The organism is uncultured Kushneria sp. (genome assembly GCF_947497025.1).
Taxonomy (GTDB): domain Bacteria; phylum Pseudomonadota; class Gammaproteobacteria; order Pseudomonadales; family Halomonadaceae; genus Kushneria.
Genome location: NZ_CANMFC010000002.1, coordinates 29,561 through 48,271, shown reverse-complemented (window position 1 = coordinate 48,271; position 18,711 = coordinate 29,561). Strand labels below are relative to the sequence as shown.

At 63.3% G+C, this 18,711-nt stretch carries 17 protein-coding genes; 5 read left to right on the top strand and 12 right to left on the bottom strand.

Annotated features, from left to right (window positions below):
* Positions 1–133: 133 nt before the first annotated feature.
* Positions 134–895: an FCD domain-containing protein gene (locus tag Q0931_RS03520; protein WP_299257352.1), complete on the top strand. Its 762-nt coding sequence runs from the start codon at positions 134–136 to the stop codon at positions 893–895.
* A 114-nt stretch (positions 896–1,009) separates the two neighbouring features.
* On the opposite strand, the gene Q0931_RS03515 is transcribed toward Q0931_RS03520, so the two are convergent.
* Both Q0931_RS03515 and Q0931_RS03510 read right to left on the bottom strand, forming a co-directional pair.
* Entirely contained in the window at positions 1,010–2,452 is a 1,443-nt protein-coding gene (locus Q0931_RS03515; protein WP_299257350.1) for a YfcC family protein, read from the bottom strand.
* 129 nt (positions 2,453–2,581) lie between these two features.
* Complete coding sequence (locus Q0931_RS03510; protein ID WP_299257348.1) at positions 2,582–3,373, bottom strand: sulfite exporter TauE/SafE family protein; 792 nt, start codon at positions 3,371–3,373, stop codon at positions 2,582–2,584.
* Positions 3,374–3,693: 320 nt separating this feature from the next.
* Between Q0931_RS03510 and Q0931_RS03505 the strand changes: the two genes are divergently transcribed.
* Entirely contained in the window at positions 3,694–5,517 is a 1,824-nt protein-coding gene (locus Q0931_RS03505; protein ID WP_299257346.1) for a glycoside hydrolase family 15 protein, read from the top strand.
* Positions 5,518–5,592: 75 nt separating this feature from the next.
* Entirely contained in the window at positions 5,593–5,772 is a 180-nt protein-coding gene (locus Q0931_RS03500; protein ID WP_299257345.1) for a hypothetical protein, read from the top strand.
* Between the two features lie 86 nt (positions 5,773–5,858).
* Here Q0931_RS03500 and Q0931_RS03495 read toward each other — a convergent pair whose 3' ends face one another.
* Entirely contained in the window at positions 5,859–7,058 is a 1,200-nt protein-coding gene (locus tag Q0931_RS03495) for a PQQ-dependent sugar dehydrogenase (protein ID WP_299257343.1), read from the bottom strand.
* Positions 7,059–7,183: 125 nt separating this feature from the next.
* Positions 7,184–8,446: an AGE family epimerase/isomerase gene (locus tag Q0931_RS03490; RefSeq protein WP_299257340.1), complete on the bottom strand. Its 1,263-nt coding sequence runs from the start codon at positions 8,444–8,446 to the stop codon at positions 7,184–7,186.
* A 182-nt stretch (positions 8,447–8,628) separates the two neighbouring features.
* On the opposite strand from Q0931_RS03490, the gene rhtB reads away from it, so the two are divergent.
* Complete coding sequence (rhtB, locus tag Q0931_RS03485; protein WP_299257338.1) at positions 8,629–9,252, top strand: homoserine/homoserine lactone efflux protein; 624 nt, start codon at positions 8,629–8,631, stop codon at positions 9,250–9,252.
* 96 nt (positions 9,253–9,348) lie between these two features.
* Here the strand turns inward: rhtB and Q0931_RS03480 are convergent, their stop codons facing one another.
* From Q0931_RS03480 to Q0931_RS03465, 4 genes are all read right to left on the bottom strand, one after another.
* Positions 9,349–10,863, bottom strand: a complete 1,515-nt coding sequence (locus Q0931_RS03480; protein ID WP_299257337.1) for a tripartite tricarboxylate transporter permease — start codon at positions 10,861–10,863, stop codon at positions 9,349–9,351.
* A gap of 4 nt (positions 10,864–10,867) precedes the next feature.
* The gene (locus Q0931_RS03475) at positions 10,868–11,341 is read right to left on the bottom strand and encodes a tripartite tricarboxylate transporter TctB family protein (protein WP_299257335.1); all 474 of its coding nucleotides are present in this window, start codon (positions 11,339–11,341) and stop codon (positions 10,868–10,870) included.
* 88 nt (positions 11,342–11,429) lie between these two features.
* On the bottom strand, positions 11,430–12,380 hold the full coding sequence (locus tag Q0931_RS03470) for a tripartite tricarboxylate transporter substrate binding protein (protein ID WP_299257333.1): 951 nt from the start codon (positions 12,378–12,380) through the stop codon (positions 11,430–11,432).
* Between the two features lie 98 nt (positions 12,381–12,478).
* Entirely contained in the window at positions 12,479–13,516 is a 1,038-nt protein-coding gene (locus Q0931_RS03465) for a 4-hydroxythreonine-4-phosphate dehydrogenase PdxA (protein WP_299257331.1), read from the bottom strand.
* A 257-nt stretch (positions 13,517–13,773) separates the two neighbouring features.
* Between Q0931_RS03465 and Q0931_RS03460 the strand changes: the two genes are divergently transcribed.
* The gene (locus Q0931_RS03460) at positions 13,774–14,448 is read left to right on the top strand and encodes a GntR family transcriptional regulator (RefSeq protein WP_299257329.1); all 675 of its coding nucleotides are present in this window, start codon (positions 13,774–13,776) and stop codon (positions 14,446–14,448) included.
* Position 14,449: 1 nt separating this feature from the next.
* Here the strand turns inward: Q0931_RS03460 and Q0931_RS03455 are convergent, their stop codons facing one another.
* The 4 genes from Q0931_RS03455 to Q0931_RS03440 all read right to left on the bottom strand — a co-directional run bounded on the left by Q0931_RS03455 (position 14,450) and on the right by Q0931_RS03440 (position 18,702).
* Positions 14,450–15,256, bottom strand: coding sequence for an ABC transporter ATP-binding protein (locus Q0931_RS03455; protein WP_299257327.1), 807 nt, complete (start codon positions 15,254–15,256; stop codon positions 14,450–14,452).
* Between the two features lie 36 nt (positions 15,257–15,292).
* Positions 15,293–16,249 carry an iron ABC transporter permease gene (locus Q0931_RS03450; RefSeq protein WP_299258176.1) on the bottom strand — a complete coding sequence of 319 codons (957 nt, stop codon included), beginning with the start codon at positions 16,247–16,249 and terminating at the stop codon, positions 15,293–15,295.
* An 83-nt stretch (positions 16,250–16,332) separates the two neighbouring features.
* Positions 16,333–17,394, bottom strand: coding sequence for an ABC transporter substrate-binding protein (locus Q0931_RS03445; RefSeq protein WP_299257325.1), 1,062 nt, complete (start codon positions 17,392–17,394; stop codon positions 16,333–16,335).
* A 99-nt stretch (positions 17,395–17,493) separates the two neighbouring features.
* Entirely contained in the window at positions 17,494–18,702 is a 1,209-nt protein-coding gene (locus tag Q0931_RS03440) for a multidrug effflux MFS transporter (protein ID WP_299257323.1), read from the bottom strand.
* Positions 18,703–18,711: the final 9 nt, after the last annotated feature.

Below are 18,711 nucleotides of genomic sequence, written 5' to 3'. Positions count from 1 at the left end.
CAGGCAGTGGAGAGTAAGGGCTTTGAATGAGAGGGTCAACGCGTCGAGGCTGCTACTTTGGTTCATGGTGATTGCCAAACCACGGTCATCTCGTGCCTAATGAATAATTGGTAAGACCAATAAGGAAGCGGATATGGAAGTTGGTCAGATTCGCCATCGTCGGCTGGCAGATGCCATCGTCGAGCAGCTGCAGTCGATGATTCTTGAAGGCACCCTCAAGCCGGGTGAGCGGCTGCCGGCCGAGCGCGTGCTGGCCGAGCAGTTCGGGGTGTCCCGGCCCTCGCTGCGCGAGGCCATCCAGCGCCTGACGGCCAATGGCCTGCTTAGCAGTCGTCAGGGGGGCGGCACCTACGTGACGACCTCGCTTGGGACCACCTTCAGCGACCCGATGCTGTTGCTGCTGGAAGAAAGCCCCGACGCCCAGCGCGATCTGCTCGAGTTTCGTCATACGCTGGAGGGCGCCTGTGCGTTTTATGCCGCACAGCGGGCCACCGAGCCGGATCGAGAGCGGCTGCAGTCGGCCTTTGACCGGCTACAGCAGTGCTATGACAACGCAGGCCCCACCACGCAGGTGGAAGAAGGGGCGGCAGATGCGGGGTTTCATCTGGCGATTGCCGAGGCCAGCCATAACGGCGTACTGCTGCATACGATTCGAGGTCTGTTCGATCTGCTCAAGCGCAACGTGGTCACCAATATCGGTGGCATGTATGCCCAGCGTCTCGAGACTCGCGAGATCCTGACAGGCCAGCATCGTGAGCTTTTCGAGTCGATCATGAATCGACAGCCCGAAGCTGCGCGCGAGATTGCCCAACGCCACATCCACTACGTTCAGGAAGTGCTCTCGGAAGTGCACGCCGAGGCGCAGCGCATGGCGCGCTCCAGACGCCGGAGCTGAAGCACTTTCAATCGCATCTGCATCTCGTGAATGATCGGCCCATTAAAAAAGCAACAGGGGCGAGCCCGACGGCTCGCCCCTGTTATCGCCTGCAGATCCTGAAAGGAGGTGCTCTCAGCCGTGCCAGCCGCTGGCCTGGGCGACGATCAAAAGCACGAAGGCGATCAGTACCCACAGGCCGAACAGCGGCAGGAAAAAACGCACCCACTTCTGCCAGGGCACGCCGGCAAGTGCCAGCGTGGCCATGAAATAGCCCGAGGTGGGATAGAGAATGTTGCCGATGCCGTCGCCGAGCTGGTAGGCGAGTACGGCGGTCTGGCGGGTCACACCGACCACGTCGGACAGCGGCGCCATGATCGGCATGGTGACCAGCGCCTGACCGCTGCCCGAGGGCACCACGAAGTTGAAGCCGAGCTGGGCGAGATACATGCCCAGCGCTGACAGCGCGGTAGGCAGCCCACCGACCAGATGGCCCAGAGCGTGGACCATGGTGTCAAGCACCTGACCATCCTCGAGCACCACGGCGACGGCGCGGGCGATGCCGGCGATCATGGCGCCCATCAGCACGTCCCGAAAGCCTTCGTTGAAGCCCTCGCAGATCTCGTCGATCCTGAGGCCTGCCACCAGGCCGGCCACAACCCCCATGACGATAAAGAGCCCGGCCATTTCCGACATGAACCAGCCGCGCCCGAGTACGCCGTACACCAGCACCCCGAACAGGGCGAGCGTCACTACAGTGCAGAGCTTCTGGCGCCCGGTCGCCGGCGCCGTGATCTCATTGAGGGCGTGCTGATAGCGAGCACGCTTTTGCTGCTCTTCAACCTCGTCGTGGACCAGGCTGGCCTCGGGGTTGTCACGCACGCCCCTTGCGTAACGAATGACCCAGAAGATCGCGACGGCCAGCATGGCCACCAGTGCGACCAGACGCAGGCCAAATCCGGAGTAGAGCGGCAGGCTGGAAAGCTGCTGGGCAAGCCCCGTGTTGATCGGGTTGATGACCCCGGCGGCAAAGCCGGCCGTGGTGGCACACAGGGCGATGGCGGCGGCCGTGATCGAGTCAAAGCGCAGCGCAATCAACAGCGGCAGGATCACCGGGACATACACCAGCGACAGCTCCTGAGTGCCGATGATGGTGGCCAGCACGCCGAACAGCACCATCAGCACCGGAATGACCCACAGGCTGCGATCGGCAAAGTGACGGGTCAGATGATCGACCCCCAGTTCGATGATGCCGGTACGGCGGAGCACGGCGAACATGCCGCCGATCAGCAGGGTGAAAAACACCACCTCGCCCGCGCTGAGCAGCCCGCGTGGAATGGCCAGCAACAGCTCGGTGGGTCCGGCAGGGCTGGGCGTGACCCAGTGAAAGGAGTCGGCATCGATGGTGGTGCGGCCATTGGGACCGGGCACGGTGTTATAGGTCCCGGCCGGAATCAGCCAGGTGGCCAGCCCCGCCAGCAGAATAAAGATGAAAAGAATGGCGTAAATATGCGGAATCTGAAACGAACGTTTCTTTGGCGGGCGAGGCGGTGCAGCCCGGGAGGGATCCTGTGGCATGATGAATGACTCGTTGTTCTTGGTTGGGTATCAGGGCAGCCCCGAAGGGCGACGCCCGAAACCTGATAGTTTCACAACTTGTCATCAGACGAAAGTCGGCACCGGCCGGGTAATAGGCGGTCGTGCCGTCTACAGCAGGAAGTTGACCCCGATCATGAGCAGTAGCGCAGCAAACAGGCGCTTCAACAGCGTGGGCGAGAGCCGATGCGCCAGGCGCACGCCAATGCGCGCAAACAGCATGCTGGTCAGGGCAATCCCCAGCACGCCCGGCAGATAGACATAGCCGATGCTCCACGGCGGCAGGCTGGCATGATTGTGGCCGAACCACATGAACGACGCCGCGCCTGCCATGGCGATCGGCAGACCGCAGGCCGCCGAGGTACCCACCGCCTGCTGGGCCGGCAGGTTGCGCCACAGCAGAAAGGGCACGGTCAGCGAGCCGCCGCCGATACCAAAGATTGCCGAGGCCCAGCCGATGATCAAACCGCCGCCCATCAACCACGGCCTGCCGGGCGGGCGATAGTCCGTGCCGCCCCCTTTCGGGCGCAGATTGAAGGCGATCTGGATCGCCATGGCGATGGCAAACAGGCCGATCACGGTCTGTAAATCACTGCCGGGAATCCACGATGCGGTCAGTGCCCCCAGTGCGCAGCCGCCCACGATGCCGATGCTCATCCAGCCCACCAGCGGCCAGCGTGTGGCACCCTTTTGATGATGACCGTGAATCGAATTGAGCGAGGTAAACACGATGGTGGCCAGTGACGTCCCCACCGCCAGATGAGTCATGATGGCCGGGTCCACGCCCTGCAGGGTAAAGCTGTAGATCAGGACCGGCACGATGATCAGGCCCCCGCCGACCCCGAAAAGTCCGGCCAGAATGCCCGCCACGACGCCGAGCGCCATATAGAGAAGAAAGATCATGCGAAGTCCTGGGTCATTGGAAGTCCAGCGTCATCGTGCGATGGAGGTCGATTTCAAACCGGCCGGAAATGTCGACAAGCATAGTGCCTCGGGAAGCGATGCTGTAGCGGCCACTGCCCGTCTGCCGGAATCTCCTTATGCTTAAGAGAGTGTGACGACATTGGCGCGATGGGGCTGTCGCGTCCACAGTAGGATTAATCCATATCTATTTTTTCCATGCGTGCGCCAGACCGGCCGTCCCTGCACGGCGGTGGCTCTGCGTGTTCGCATGGGGGGCTGCACATGGAGTGTGGCGTTTCATATCAAGGAAAGGTGTGTTGATGAGCAAAAGACAGGTTGCCAATCCCGGACGAGAAGAAGGGTTTGCCCCGCTGGGTGATTACGCCGCCATCGGTGAGGGTCGCTCGGTGGCGCTGATTGCGCTGGATGGCGCCATTGACTGGTGGTGTGCGCCGAGCATGGATTCCCCCCCGCTGTTTGATCGTCTGCTCGAGCCTGAAGTGGGCGGTTACTTCTCTCTCACCCCGCGGGATGATTACCGCGTCGAGCGCCACTATCGCAATAACAGTAACGTGCTGGAGACCACCTTCATCACCCGCAGCGGGCAGGCGCGGGTGACCGAGTCCATCAACAGCAATACCGCCGGGCGCCTGCCCTGGTGCGAGCTGGCCCGTCGTGTAGAAGGGCTTGAGGGCGAGGTCACGTTCGATATCTGCTTTCACGCCGGCACGCGTACCGAAACGGTCAGCCCCTGGCTTCAGACAACGCCGATGGGGCGCGTCTACAATGTGGGCCATTTGATGGCCATGCTGCGCTGCTCCGAGGATGTGGAGATAACGGCGTGCTGCGATCGTTACACCGAGGGCACGCTCACTGCCCGTGAAGGTCAGCGCTCGATGGTGGCACTGCTGGCGACCGAGGGGCAGCCGCTGGCCGTGCCCTCCATTGACAGCATCGATGAGCGTATCGAGGTCAGCGACTTTGCCTGGCGCGACTGGGTCGAAAAGCTCGATTTTGACGGCGACTATCCCGAGTGGGTCTATCGCTCGGCGCTGGCGCTCAAGTTTTTGCTCTACTCCCCCAGTGGGGCGATTGCTGCCGCTGCGACCACGTCACTGCCGGAGCGCCTCGGCGGCGACAAGAACTACGATTATCGCTACGCCTGGGTGCGCGATGCCTGTCTGATGATCAAGGCGTTTGTGCATGCCGGCGCCATCGAGGAGTCTCAGGCCGCCTTCTCGTGGCTGACCCGGACCATTCGTCGCCACGGGCCCGACATGCGGGTGTGCTACACGCTCAAGGGGGATCTGATCCCGGCCGAGACCCATCCACCGTTGACCGGCTACAAGCACTCGCAGCCGGTGCGGGTGGGCAACAACGCTCGCGATCAGATCCAGCTGGGCATGTATGGCGACATGCTCGCCACGGCGACGCTGTTTATCGATGCCGGGCACATCATCGATATCGATACCGCCCGCCTGCTGGGCGATCTGGCCAACCAGTGCGCCGATCGCTGGCGCATTCGCGATGCCGGCATCTGGGAGCTGCCCGGCGACTATCAGCACTACACCCACTCCAAGATGGCCTGCTGGCTGGCGCTGACACACGCGGTACAGCTGGCCGAGGAGGGTCATATCGAGCCCACCTGGAAGGATCGCTGGAAGCGCGAGAAAGACCGGATCGCCGAGTGGGTCGAGACGCACTGCTGGTCCGAGGCACGCGGGGCCTATGTCTTTCATGAAGGTGTGGAGGGGCTGGACGCGGCGCTGTGTCTGACCCACCGCTTTGGCGCCGAGGTCAATCGCGAGCGCATGCTCTCGACCTATCGCGCCATTCGCCAGGAGCTGGGCCGCGGGCCGCTGATCTATCGCTACTCCGGTGTTCACGAGGAAGAAGGTGCCTTTGTCGCCTGCTCCTTCTGGATGGTCGAGGCGCTGGCAGCGCTGGGCGAGAAGGAGGAAGCCCGCAAGCTGATGGACGAGGCGCTTGAGGCCACCAATGGCAATCTGGGGCTTTTGACCGAGATGGTCGATCCCTCGACCGGGGAGCATCTGGGCAACGTGCCCCAGGGGCTCAGTCACCTGGCGCAGATCTGTGCGGCCAATGCGCTCTCGGGCCGTGTCGTTGAGGATGCAGGCTATTAACGCCGGGGTACAGGCTACCCCGCGCCCACGCGTTGGGGGCTGCTGCTGGTCACCCCGGACGGGAAGGCCTCGTTCATGTGGTCGTATCCCAATAACATTCCGCTGCCGGCGACCACCGTCAAAACGATGAGCGAGGCCCTGGCGGCGCTGGATTTTGACGCACTCTACTGTGCCTTCAAGGGCAGCGAGATTTCTGAAGGCGCCGGGCCGGTCGTACAGACTTCGGTCGAGCGCTACTGCCGAGCGCTGGAATAAAGGAAACGGCAAGCATCGCTCTGACATGCGATAACGCCCCCGCACCTGGTTCGGGCGCGGAGGCGTTGTGCGTGGCGCGGCCGGGATTATTCCTGAGGCAGTGCGCGGATCAGCGCGCCATCGCTCTTGTCGGTCAGCAGCCACAGGGCGCCGTCCGGGCCCTGATCGACATCTCGTACCCGACCCAGGGCTTCCAGATAGCGCGCCTCGCCGGTCACACGGCCATCGTCCAGCGTGAGCCGGACGATGCCGCCGGGCTTGAGCGAGGCGATCAGAATACTGTTGTGCCACCCGTCAAACAGTTCGCCGGTATAGAAGGTCATGTCGCCGGGGGCGATGACCGGGTCCCAGTAATAGACCGGCTGCTCCATGCCGTCCTTGCGGGTCAGGCCCTCACCGATGGCGGCACCGGAGTAGTCTTCCCCGTAGGTGATCACCGGCCAGCCATAATTGAGCCCCGGCTCGGGGCGGTTGAGTTCATCGCCGCCCTTCGGGCCGTGCTCGATGGTCCAGAGTGCATGGGTCTCCGGGTGCCGGGCGGCGCCCTGAATATTGCGATGGCCATGGGACCAGATCTCGTCGAGTGCATCGTCGCGCTGGGTGAAGGGATTGTCGTCGGGGATCGAGCCGTCGGCGTTGATCCGGACCACCTTGCCGATCGTATTGTCCAGCGTCTGGGCCAGCTGTCGCGGCTCGACCAGCGAGCGCTCGCCGACCGTGATCCAGAGCGTGTTGTCCGTGCCCCACACCAGCCTTGAGCCAAAGTGTTTGGTGGAGTCCCAGGCCGGCTGCTGGCGGAAGATGGTCGCCACATCGGTCAGACGGGTGCCGTCCTCGGTGAGTCTGCCACGCGCCACGGCGGTGGCATTTTGATCACCGTCCCGCGGCTCGGCGTAGCTTAAATAGACCCACCGTTGGGTGTCGAAATCGGGGCCGAGGCTCACATCCAGCAGCCCGCCCTGACCCCTGGCATCGACTTCGGGGACGCCCTCGATCGGTTCTGACACCTCGCCTTCCGGCGTAATGCGCCGCAGCCGTCCCGGGCGTTCGGTCACCAGCATGTCGCCGCCGGGTAGAAAGGCGAGCCCCCAGGGGTGTTCAAGGTTATCGGCGATGGTCTGCGTGTCGAGTTCGACGCCATCATCGAGCTGCGGGGCACGCGTCTGACCTTCAAAGGCCGGCGTCTGTGAGGGCACATTGGGCGGCCCGGTGGGCACCGGTTCGGCCACGGCGGGCGGGATCATCAGCAGGGCAAGCAGGGGCGACAGCAACGGCACGACACGCATGGGCACTCTCCCGGTAGAGTGAATCGAGACTTGTGGATCGATTCAGCCTCGCATGCCGGACGTGTCGATGCCCGGCGCCTTCAGCTTTGGCTCAAGCCGAGGGGCCGGACACCGGACAGAAGGCGCTATAGCCGGCCGTCAGCGATGGCCCGCGCCATGGTCGGCGCCAGCGGAAGACGGGGCAAAAGCGTGGCCTGGTAGGCGTGATAGAGATCCGGCTTGCCGGCCCACACGGTGCTTGATGGGCGATTGTGGCGGTCGAGTTCCTGATGCCAGCTGCCCTGTTCGCGGTCGATCATGAATTGGTCGATATAGTCCCAGAACCGTCGATACCAGCGTTCGTAATCGACGTGTCCGGTGCGCTTGAGCAGCATCGCCGCGGTCGCGGCGGCCTCGGCCACCACCCAGTGCATGCGCTCGTGGACGACCGGCCCGTTGTCCCAGTCATGGGTGTAGATCAGGCCCGGCGCGCCATCGACCTGCCAGGCCAGTTCGGTGGCGCTGTGGAACAGGCCGCGGGCGTCCTCGAACAGCCAGGCGGGTACGGTCTCGCCCTCGCGCAGCAGGCCGCCTTCCAGATGCAGCATCAGCCGTGCCCACTCAAAGGCGTGGCCCGGGGTGGCGCCATAGGGGCGAAACGGGTCGCCGGGCTTGCCCTGGTTATAGTCGCGCCACGCCTGCCAGTCGCTGTCGAAATGCTCGACCACGCGATAGTCGTTGGGGCGGGCATGGGCGTGGATGATCTTCTCGACAATGGAGAGGGCGCGCCGACGCCATTTGGCGTCATCGAGCACGTCGGCAAGCTGCAAAAAGGCCTCGGTGGCGTGCATGTTGCTGTTGCCCCCGCGGTAGGCCTCGTCTTCACTCCAATCGCGGGAAAAGCCCTCTCGCAGCCGGCCTTCATTCTCGTCCCAGAAATGCGTTTCGAGTACTTCGGTGATGTCTTCCAGCAGCGCCCCGGCGTCCTCGTGGCCGGCCTGCCAGGCACTGGCAGCGGCGAGTGCGACAAAGGCGTGGATATAGGCCTGCTTGGTCTGCGTCTTGCCTTTGCGCGGCAGCTCGCCATACCAGCCGCCGTGCTCATCATCGTGGAGGGCACCGTGCAGGGCAGCCACACCGTGGGCGACCAACGGAGCGGCGCCGGGTTCCCCACGCATGGCGGCCAGCGCAAAGCAGTGGGTCATGCGGGCGGTGACCAGGGTGTCGGGATGGGCATCGTCAGGCAGTCGGCCCCGGTCATCCAGCGCGGCGAAACCGCACTCGGGGTGACGCGAGGCCCGGTAGAAGGCCAGCAGCCGCTGGCCTTCCGTTTCGAGCCAGTGGTGGTGGGCCGGGCGGTCGAGCCAGCTGTCATGCGGTGCGCAGAGATCGGGTGTGGCGGTGATCATATGGGTCAGGGCCTTCTTCGTCCGTGGGATGGGAATGTCGACCCTGCCAATCGATGCAGGGCAGGGGAGATCCATGCGCCCCCTTGGCATTTGATGACCTTCAGCGTCGTTTTTTTGACATCCTGATGCGCGTATGATCGAGCTGCAAGTCCTTCTTCAACATCACCGGCGGTGTCGGCATCATGTCTCCCGAACTCTTCTGGGCCTTTCTGGCTGCCTCGCTTTTGATCAGCATCACGCCCGGGGCCGGCGCCATCAACACCATGTCCAACGGCATGCGCTACGGTCTCAGGCGGACCCTGCCGGCCATCCTCGGGCTTCAGGTCGGGCTGGGGCTGCAGATCCTGGTCGTGGGCGCAGGCCTGGGGGCGCTGCTGGCGTCTTCAGAGCTTGCCTTCATGCTGATCAAGTGGGTGGGCGTGGCCTATCTGATCTATCTGGGCATCAGCAAGTGGCGGGAAAAGGCGGTTGATATCGAGGCCTCATCCAACGAGGCGCCTCGCGAGAGGGCGGTCACGCGCTTCTGGAAGAGCGTGCTGGTCAATGTGACCAACCCCAAGGCCACGATTTTCATGATCGCGCTGCTGCCGCAGTTTCTTGACCCGGCGCTGTCGCGCGTGTCGCAGTTCACCGTCATGGGCGTGACCATGATCGGCATCGACATCCTGGTCATGTGCGGCTTTGCAGGCCTGGCGACCCTGGTCGCCCGCTGGCTGCGCTCCCCACGCCAGCAGCGGCTGCTCAATCGTCTGTTTGGTGGGCTTTTTGTGTTTGTCGCCGGGCTTTTGGCGACCTGGCGCGCCTGAGATCCAACCACCCATGAAAACGCCCTGTCGATGATTCGGCAGGGCGTTTTTGTGTCGGCGCCCCTGACAGGCGCCATCGAGTGCTGTGCAGCGCCCTTACGGGCTGGTCCGTTCCCGGATCGTTCTTGCCAGCGCCTTTTTACGCTTGAGCCGGCGGGAGACCATCGGTCCGAACAGGGACAGCAGGGTCAGAGCGAAAAAGACAAGGGCAATGGGGCGGGTAAACATCAAAAGCCAGTGGCCGTTATACATCGCCACACTCTGTCCCAGGCGCTGCTCGACCATGACCCCCAGCACCAGACCAATGGCCAGCGACACGACCGAGAAACCATAGCGCTGCATCAAAAAGCCGATGGCGCCGAAGGCAACCGCCACATAGACATCAAACACCGACTGTCGAATGGCATAAGCGCCGATGATCGAGAACAGAAACACCAGCGGCCAGAGGATCGGCACCGGGATCTGCGTGATACGCGCATAGAATCGGGCGCCGCCCAGCCCGATCACCAGAAACAGCAGGTTACCGACCAGAAGGGCGGCAAACAGCGCGCTCAGCAGATTGCCCTGCTCGTTGAACAGCGTCGGTCCCGGCTGCACGCCCTGCGCCAGGAGCCCGGCCAGAATGATGGCCGCCGTCGGGCTGCCCGGAATGCCCAGTGCCAGTGTCGGGACCAGTGAGCCGCCGACCGCCGAGTTGTTGGCGGCTTCCGAGGCCGCAATCCCCTCGATGGCCCCCTTGCCGAACTCGTCCTGGTTTTTGGAGGTTCGCCGCGCCTCGTTGTAGCTGATCATCGAGGCGATGGTGGCCCCTTCGGCCGGCAGCACCCCGATAAAGGTGCCGATGCCGGTGGCGCGCAGCACGGTATTTCTGATCTGGCGAATGTCGGCCCATGTCGGCAGGCGTGCGGCCTTCATGCCCAGCACCTCCCGCTTGAGGCCAAGCTCGGTCGACTGCCTCAGAAACTCGGCAATGCCAAAAAGGCCAATCATGACCGGCACGAAACCGATACCGTCATACAGGGCACTGGTGCCAAAGGTGTAGCGCTCGGTGCCGGTCATCATGTGGACCCCGACGGTCGACAGCAGCACGCCAAAGGCCCCGGCAATCAGGTTTTTGGCCGCCGAGCCGCCGCCGATGGTGGCCAGCATGGATAGACCAAAGATGGACAGCGCGAAATATTCGGGCGGGCCGAACTCGTAGGCAATCCCGGCCAGCATGGGGGCAGCGAAGAGCAGAAAGATCACGCTGACGACCCCGCCAAAGCAGGAGGAGAGGGTAGCAATACCAATGGCGCGGCCGGCCTCGCCCCTTTTGGCCAGTGGGTAGCCGTCCAGACAGGTTGTGGCAGAAGCGGACGTGCCGGGGGTGTTGATCAAAATCGCCGTGATGCAGCCGGCAAAGGTTGAAGAGCCATAGATGGTGGCCAGCACCACGACCGCCGAGACCGGGTCCATGGTCAGCGTAAAGGGCAGCGCCAGTGCCGCTCCGGTGGTGCCACTCAGACCCGGCAGCACGCCAATGATGGTACCCGCCAGGGTCGTGACCACAATCAGCAGCAGAAGCGACGGATCGGCAAGGGCAGACAGCCCGGACATCAGAAGATCGGTCATGGTATCAGCGCCATTCGTAGTAGAGGTTCAAAAGCGGGCTGCGCGGAAATCTGATCTCAAGGCCGATATCGAACAGCACGATGGCGATCAGCGGGGAAAGGGCCAGCGCGATCAGTACCAGGATGCGTCGCTCCCCCCACAAAAGGGCGGTGCCCACCGTGACCGCCACCAGCGCGATCAAAAACAGGTTGGAAGCGACCAGCGCCGAAAAGATCACCAGTAACAGCGTGGTGGAAAACAGCACCCGCGGCAGGGCATCACCGGGGGGCGGGGGCTTTCTGAGGTCGTGGATAAAGGCGATGACCGCCAGTATCAGAATCAGTCCCGTCACCAGGCGCGGAAAGGTGGCCGGCTGGAGGCCGCGCGCCAGAATGGCCGGCACCGATTTGAACGTGTAGGTCTGCACGAAGGCCAGGATGGCGAGCAGTCCCACCGCCAGTAGCGGCCCCGAGTGATGCACAAGCCGAGAACGTTGCATGGAAATGGCCCCGGTCGATGGAAGAGGGCTTTGACCTGCTACAGTGCACGGCCGACGGGGTCGGCCGTGCCGGCATCGGGTCAAAGGGTTATTCGATATAGCCCAGTTCGACAAGCGCAGCGTTCATGTTCTTCACCGCTGCATTCATCTGCTCGCCCCAGACCTCATGATCGGCCACGGAGGTCTCCGGACTCAGGCCCATGGCCGAGGTCAGGAAGTGGCCGAACTGCTCGCCCTGCATGCCTTCCATCACCGTCGTGCGCAGTGTTTCCACCACCTCGGGCGGCGTCCCTTCTGCCACGGCAAACCCGCGTACGGTGGAGTAGTCGGCATCGATACCCAGATCGGCGGTGGTGGCCACATCCGGTGCGCTTTCAAGACGCGACTCGGCCATGACGATCATCGGACAGATCTTGCCGGCATCGATCTGTGCCGCGGCTTCGCCGTAGTTGAGGACCGCCACGTCAACGTTGCCGCCAATCAGGTTGGTTTCGAGATCCCCGCCGCCTTCAAACGGCACGATCTGTGGCTGTTGAATGCCGGCCGCCTTGCCGAACATGAACGCCGAGACATCATCGATATTGGCCACATGCGTGACGCCATAGCGCAGTGGCTTTTCCTTCTGGGCCTCGATAAAGGCCTCGGCGTCGTCAAATTTGCCACAGGCCGTCATCAACACCTGCGGATCGTTGGTGGCACGCGCGATGGGAATCAGCCCCTCTGCCGTGGTCGCCCCATTCTTGGCCTGCTGCACGGCGTGCCCGGTCGTCCAGGTCAGCAGCGTATAGCCGTCACTGGGGCGGTCTTCGAGATATTTAAGCGAGACCACGCCGGCGCCTCCCGGACGATTGACCACGATCATGTCGGTCCCGATGATCGGTTCGACGGCACGGACCATGGCGCGAGCGGTCAGGTCCGTGCCGCCACCGGCACCGGAGTGAGTGACCACTTCAATGGTCTTGTCCGGGAACTCTGCAGCCTGCCCCTGTGTGGCCAGACCCAGTGCGACCAGGCCGGCCGCCAGTACGGAAATTTTCATGTGATTCTCCCGATGAACGTCACTGCGTTTTAACGCGTCGCCTGGTCGGTCACTGTCTTGTCAGGATGACGCGGTATTCAAATGTCAGGTGGTACGACTCAGGCCGCCGTTTGCTGCAGACGAGACGCCATGCGGGCTGCCAGCAGCAGGGCCTGGCGTGAAGCGCCGATGTCAGCGATACCGCGCCCGGCGATGTCATAGGCGGTGCCATGGGCGGGCGTGCAGACCGGGAACGGAAAGCCCCCCAGCATCGTGACGCCGCTGTCAAAACCCATCAGCTTCATCGCGATCTGGCCCTGGTCGTGGTACATGGTCAGTACCGCGTGATAGCCCTCACGCGGGGCGCGCAGAAAGACCGTGTCCGCCGGGAAGGGCCCTTCGACGGCCCAGCCGCGATCACGCGCCTGCGCCACCGCCGGTTCGATGATCTCGATCTCTTCCCGGCCGAAGTTGCCACCATCGCCGGCATGCGGGTTAAGACCGGCCACCGCAATGCGTGGGGTGTCGATGCCCGACTGCGCCAGGCACTGCCGGGTCAGGGCGATCTCTTCGAGAATGGCGTTTTCATTGAGCGAGGCGGCGACCTGCGACAGCGGAATGTGTGAGGTCACCCGCGCGTTCCAGATGTTGTTCAGAATGTTGAACTCGCGCGCCTTGCCCTTGAAGCCGATGGCGCGGGCCACGAAGCGAATCTCGTCGTCATAGTCGGGGTTGGCGTAGCGCATCGCCTGCTTGTTGAACGGGGTGAAGCAGACCGCCTCTACATGACCGTCATTGGCCAGTGCCAGCGCCTCATTGAAATTGCGCGAACAGAACTCACCGCCGGCCAGCGAGGGCACGCCGCGTTCGATCTCATCAGGGGAGAGGTGGCCAAGGTCGATAAAGGCAGCCCGATCCGGCGCGCTGTTCCTGAGCGCCTCAAGGGTGGTGGAGATGAGCTCGGGAGAAAGGCCGGCAGTGCGGGCGCCTTCATCAAACACGCGTCGGTCGCCGATGACCACGAGTCTTGCCGCGGCATTGACCTGCGCATCGGCGGCCAGCCGGGCGGTCAGCTCCGGGCTGATGCCGGCCGGGTCGCCCATGGCCAGCGCAATCAGGGGGCGGTCTGTTCCAGAAGAAGGGGTATTGTGGGTCATGTCGTCTCTCATCGTTCACAGGCAGTAAATGCGGCTTGACGATGAGAGTGCGCCTTAATGCATAATGTATACATTATACGTTGGTCCCAAAACGGGCATTATGGTCTTAACCATAAGTCCTGGAGCATCTCCTGCCACGGCCTGAAATGATGCGGCACAACGCTTGCACAGGGTCGGGCATGCTGCCGTGATGACCTGCCAGGCTATAAGGGGGTCCGGGCCAATATTGATTCAGCCCCCGGGCGAGAGGACATGACATGACAAGGACACAGGGCCTTCGTGACGCAGCCGGTACGATTTCCCGGTATTCGCTGCACGATGAGATTACCAATCGCCTGCGCGACATGATTATTGAAGGCGAGCTGGAGCAGGGCACGCGCATTTATGAGGGGCCGCTGTGCGAGACGCTGGGCGTATCGCGCACGCCTTTGCGTGAAGCGCTGCGCTTTCTGGCCAGCGAAGGGCTGGTGGAGCTGGTGCCCCAGCGTGGGGCGCGCGTGCGTCAGTTCTCGGCGCGTGATATCGAGGACATGCTGGTGTTGATTCGCTCACTCGAGGAGCTGGCCGCAAGAATTGCCTGTGAGCGTGCCAGCGATGAGGAAATCATCGAAGTGCGCCGGCTGCACGATCAAATGATGGCGTACTACCATTCGGGCAACCGGCTCGATTATTACAAGACCAACCAGCAGATCCACACGGCCATCGTGGCGCTGGCCCACAACGAGCCACTGGCGCAGGTACACACCTCGTTGCAGTCAAAACTCAAGCGTATCCGGTTTATCGGTCATGATGGCCCCGAGAAATGGGCCGCCGCAGTGCATGAGCATGAGATGATCATGGCGGCGCTTGAGCGTCGCGATGCCGAGACGCTGGTGGCCGCACTGGGCGAGCATCTGGGCTATGCCTGGCAGCGGGTCAGCCATATGGTATGAGTCATGCCGGCGGGCTTGTCTCTTTTCGCGGCAGGCTCGTCTCTCTTCGCGGCAGATAGTGCACGTGCAGACAGCCGTGATGCGGCGAGCGTTCGATCACGGTCTCCACGCCGTACACGTCACGAATGCGTTCGCAAGTAAGCACTGACTCCGGCGTGCCGGCCGCTGCCACGCGACCTTCCTTTAAAAGCACCAGCTGGTCGCAGAACATGGCGGCGAGATTGAGATCGTGCAGGGCCATTACGCAGGTCGTGGAAAGACGCCGGACCAGTGCAAGAATCTCCAGCTGGTGCTGAATGTCCAGATGGTTGGTGGGTTCGTCCAGCAGCAGCTCGCGCGGTTGCTGGGCCAGCGCCCGCGCGATGTGAACGCGCTGGCGTTCACCACCGGAGAGTGTATGCCAGCTCTGGTAGCGCCGGGTTTCCATGCCGACCTGGGCGAGTGCCTGTTCGACGGCGGCACTGTCGGCTTCGCACCAGCCGCTGAGCATCGAGCGCCATGGCGTGCGGCCCAGACGCACCACATCCAGCACCGTCACGTCGGCATCGGTGGTGGCATTTTGCTCCACCAGCGCCAGACGCCGGGCCACGTCACGTCGGTTCAACCGCTCAAGTGGGGCGTCATCAAAGGTAATGACGCCCTCGGTGACACGGCGCAGACCGCATAAAAGCCGCAGCAGGGAGGACTTCCCCGAGCCGTTGGGCCCCAGCAGCCCGACGGTCTCGCCGGGCGTAATCGCAAGGCTGACGTTATCGACAATCAGGCGGCCGGCCGTCGACCAGCTCACACCCTGTGCCTGTATCGACATGCTATGCCTCTCCGGGTGAGTAAGTGATCACTTTCGTCACAGGGGCGGCCGGGCGCGATAGAGAATCATGGCGAACACCGGCGCACCCACCAGCGCGGTGACCACGCCGATGGGCAGACTCTGATGGGGCAGAATCACCCGTGAAACAATGTCGGCCAGCACCATGAAAATGGCCCCGATCAAAAGAGAAGCCGGTAGCAGGCGCACATGGGCCGTGCCGACAATAAAGCGCGCGGCGTGGGGAATCACCAGCCCGACAAAGCCGATGGCGCCCACCATGCTGACCATGGTGGCGGTCATGAGCGCGGTCACGGCAAACAGAATCAGTCGGACGGCACCGACCGGAATGCCCAGTGCGGCGGCGGCGTCCTGACCGAAGGTAAAGGCGTCCAGTGCCCGGGCAAAGAGCAGACAGATCACAAAGCCCGGGATGACTACCGCCAGTGCCAGGATGACATCCGGCCAGCGTGCCCCGCCCAGATTGCCCAACAGCCAGAACATGATGCCCCGCACCTGCTCGGCGCTTGCCGAGGTGCTGATCGCCCAGGCGGTGAGCGCGTTGAACAGCTGTGAGCCGGCAACGCCGGCTAAAATGATGCGATTGGGACTGGTTGATGCACCACGCGACAGCGCCAGCACGACGGCAAAGGCGCCCAGCGCGCCCAGAAAGGCGCCCAGTGACAGGCCGACAACGCCACCGCCCACACCGAGCACCATGATGCAGACCGCGCCGGTCGAGGCGCCCGCCGAGATGCCCAGCACATAGGGCTCGGCCAGCGGATTGCGCAACAGCGCCTGCAGGATGGCACCACACAGGGCGAGCCCCGCGCCGCAGCAGGCGGCCACCAGTGCCCGGCTCAGGCGATATTCGCGAATGATGCTTTCATGAATGCGGTCAAGTGGGTACTCACTTACCCCGAGCGCGTTGCTCAGTGCCTTGAAGGTCGTGACCAGCGGAATGTGAATCTCGCCGATCGAGACCGCCAGTGCCATTGCAAGGGTCAGTACTGCCAGCGCCAGCACGATCAGCCCCAGATGCAGCCCCTGGCGATGTCGAGTGTGCGATGGCCTCGAACTCATGGTGCCTCATCCGGTGGACGTTGACCGGTCAGCCCCAGCGCCCTCAGGCCATCGGCCACGGTTTCAAGCCCTGCCACGGTGCGCAGGGTCGGGTTCATCGCCTGGGCGTCCAGCACGATAAAGCGGTGATGTTTCACCGCGCTCATCTCGCGAGTGACCGGGTCATGCTCGAGAAAGTCGATCTTTTGGGCCACATCGTCGGCCGGGAAATTGCGCCGTGTCATTCGGCCCAGCACGATCACGTCCGGGTCAGAAGCGGCGATGCGCTCCCAGCTCACCGCCGGCCATTCTTCACGGCTTTCGATAACGTTGTGTGCGCCCAGCGCCTTCATGATGTAGCCGGGTGCCCCGAACTGCCCGGCCACCCAGGCATCCCCTGCCAGTTCGGCGCTGGAGAACCACCACACCATGGAAAGATCCTGTGGCGTGCCGGCCGCTTCGGCCACGGCATGCGACTCGCGCGCGCGCAGCGCGTCGACCAGCCGGTGGCCGCGCTCGGAGACATTGAAGATGTCGGCAAGCTCCTGGATCTCGCGGTGTACCAGCGCCATGTCAAATGCCTTCGTGCGTGCGCCGTCGCTATTGGTATCGCCGCCATGAAGGCGACCCACGCAGTCGGTCGGGGAGAGATAGGTGGGCACGCCGAGCGCGGCAAACTGTTCGCGGCGGGCTACGCGCCCCTGAGCGCCGACATCGGTTTCAAACTGCGCCGCCACCAGATCGGGGCGCTGTCCCAGCACGCTTTCAAAACCCGGAATACCGCTGGAGAGACGCGGCACGCGCTCGTTGGCCGCCTTCAGATTCTCCGGCACGTCACCGATCCATACGGCGCTGGCGGCCATGCGATCGGCCAGCCCCAGCGAGAGCAGGATTTCGGTGGTGTTCTGGCCAATGCTGACTGCCCGCCGGGGCGGGGTGTCAAACGTGACCGTCGTGCCGCAGTTGTCCAGCGTGACGGGGTAGTGGCCATGGGTATCGGCGGCCGCGGCCTGAAGGACCGGCAGCATGAGCAGAAGAGACAGGGCACAAAAGGACTGGCGTGAAGGCACAAGAGGCATCAGAGGAACCGGTGAAAGGACGGTGGGCCGAGGCATGAACATACCCGACGAATCCGGCCGACAAAAGCGAGCAGGATTCAGTCGGACATGCAGTGTCGTTCATGCGGGCGCATCAGCTGCGGCACGCTCCTGGCGCAGGGACAGCACCAGCATCCAGAGCGCCACCGCCGAGCAGGCCGCCATCGCCAGTACTACCGCCGTCACCGAGGCCGGCAGGCGCGAGGACAGCGCGCTGACAATGCCGGCGATGCCGAACTGCGACGCGCCCAGCAGCGCCGCTGCCGTGCCGCTGTTAATGCCAAAGTACTCGATAAAGGAGGCCTGGATGTTGGGCGCAATCGCCCCGACCATGCCGATGCTCACCATCATCGCCGGCAGAAAGACATAAAGTCCCGCATCGAAGACGCTGGCCAGCAGCAGTACGATAATCGCCGTGGCCTGAATGCAGGTGGCACCGCGCAGAATGCGTCTGGAACCGAAGCGCTCCAGCAGCGAACGATTGGTCAGATTCGCCAGCAGCATGACGATCACGTTGGCCCCGAACAGCAGTCCGAAGGTGTGCTCATTGGCACCGAAGTGGGTCTGATAAACAAAGGAGGCGTGGGTGACAAAGATCATCAGCACCGAAAACGAGGCCGCCTGCCAGAACAGAAAGGGCAGTGCCTGACGGGTGGCGAGCACCTGGGCGTAGCGCTTGAAGATGTTCACCTTCGGGCCCGGCGCGGTCGCCGGCGCCGGGCCGGTGCTCTTGAAGGCCACCATTTTCAAAAGCGGAATGACCAGCAGAGCGTAAAGCGCCAGGAACAGGAAGATGAACGACCAGCCGCCCAGGGCCAGCAACGCCCCGCCCACGGTGGGTGCGATCCCCGGTGCTACCACCATGATCAGGCCGATCAGGCTGAAAAGGCGCGCGGCTTCCACCCCCTGCACACGGTCGCGTACCAGCGCCGGTACCGACACCAGCGTCCAGCCGGCGCCAAAGGCCTGCAGGGCGCGAAAGGCCAGCACACTTTCGAGCTGCTCGCTCTGCCAGATCAGAAGGCTGGCCACGCTGTAGAGAATCAGCCCCGAGAACATGATTTTCTGACGCCCGAACTGGTCGGACAGTGGCCCGCCCACGAGCTGGCCGATCGACATCGTGAAGATATAGACCGACACGCTCAGGGACACATCGCCCAGGGACACACCCAGTGATTCGGCCATGGCAGGAAAGGCGGGCAGATAGGCGTCAAGCGAGAAGGGGCCGATGGCGGCCGTCAGTGCCAGCACCACGGCCAGCGAGAAATGAGAAGGGGTTCTGGATGCCATGAAGGGTGT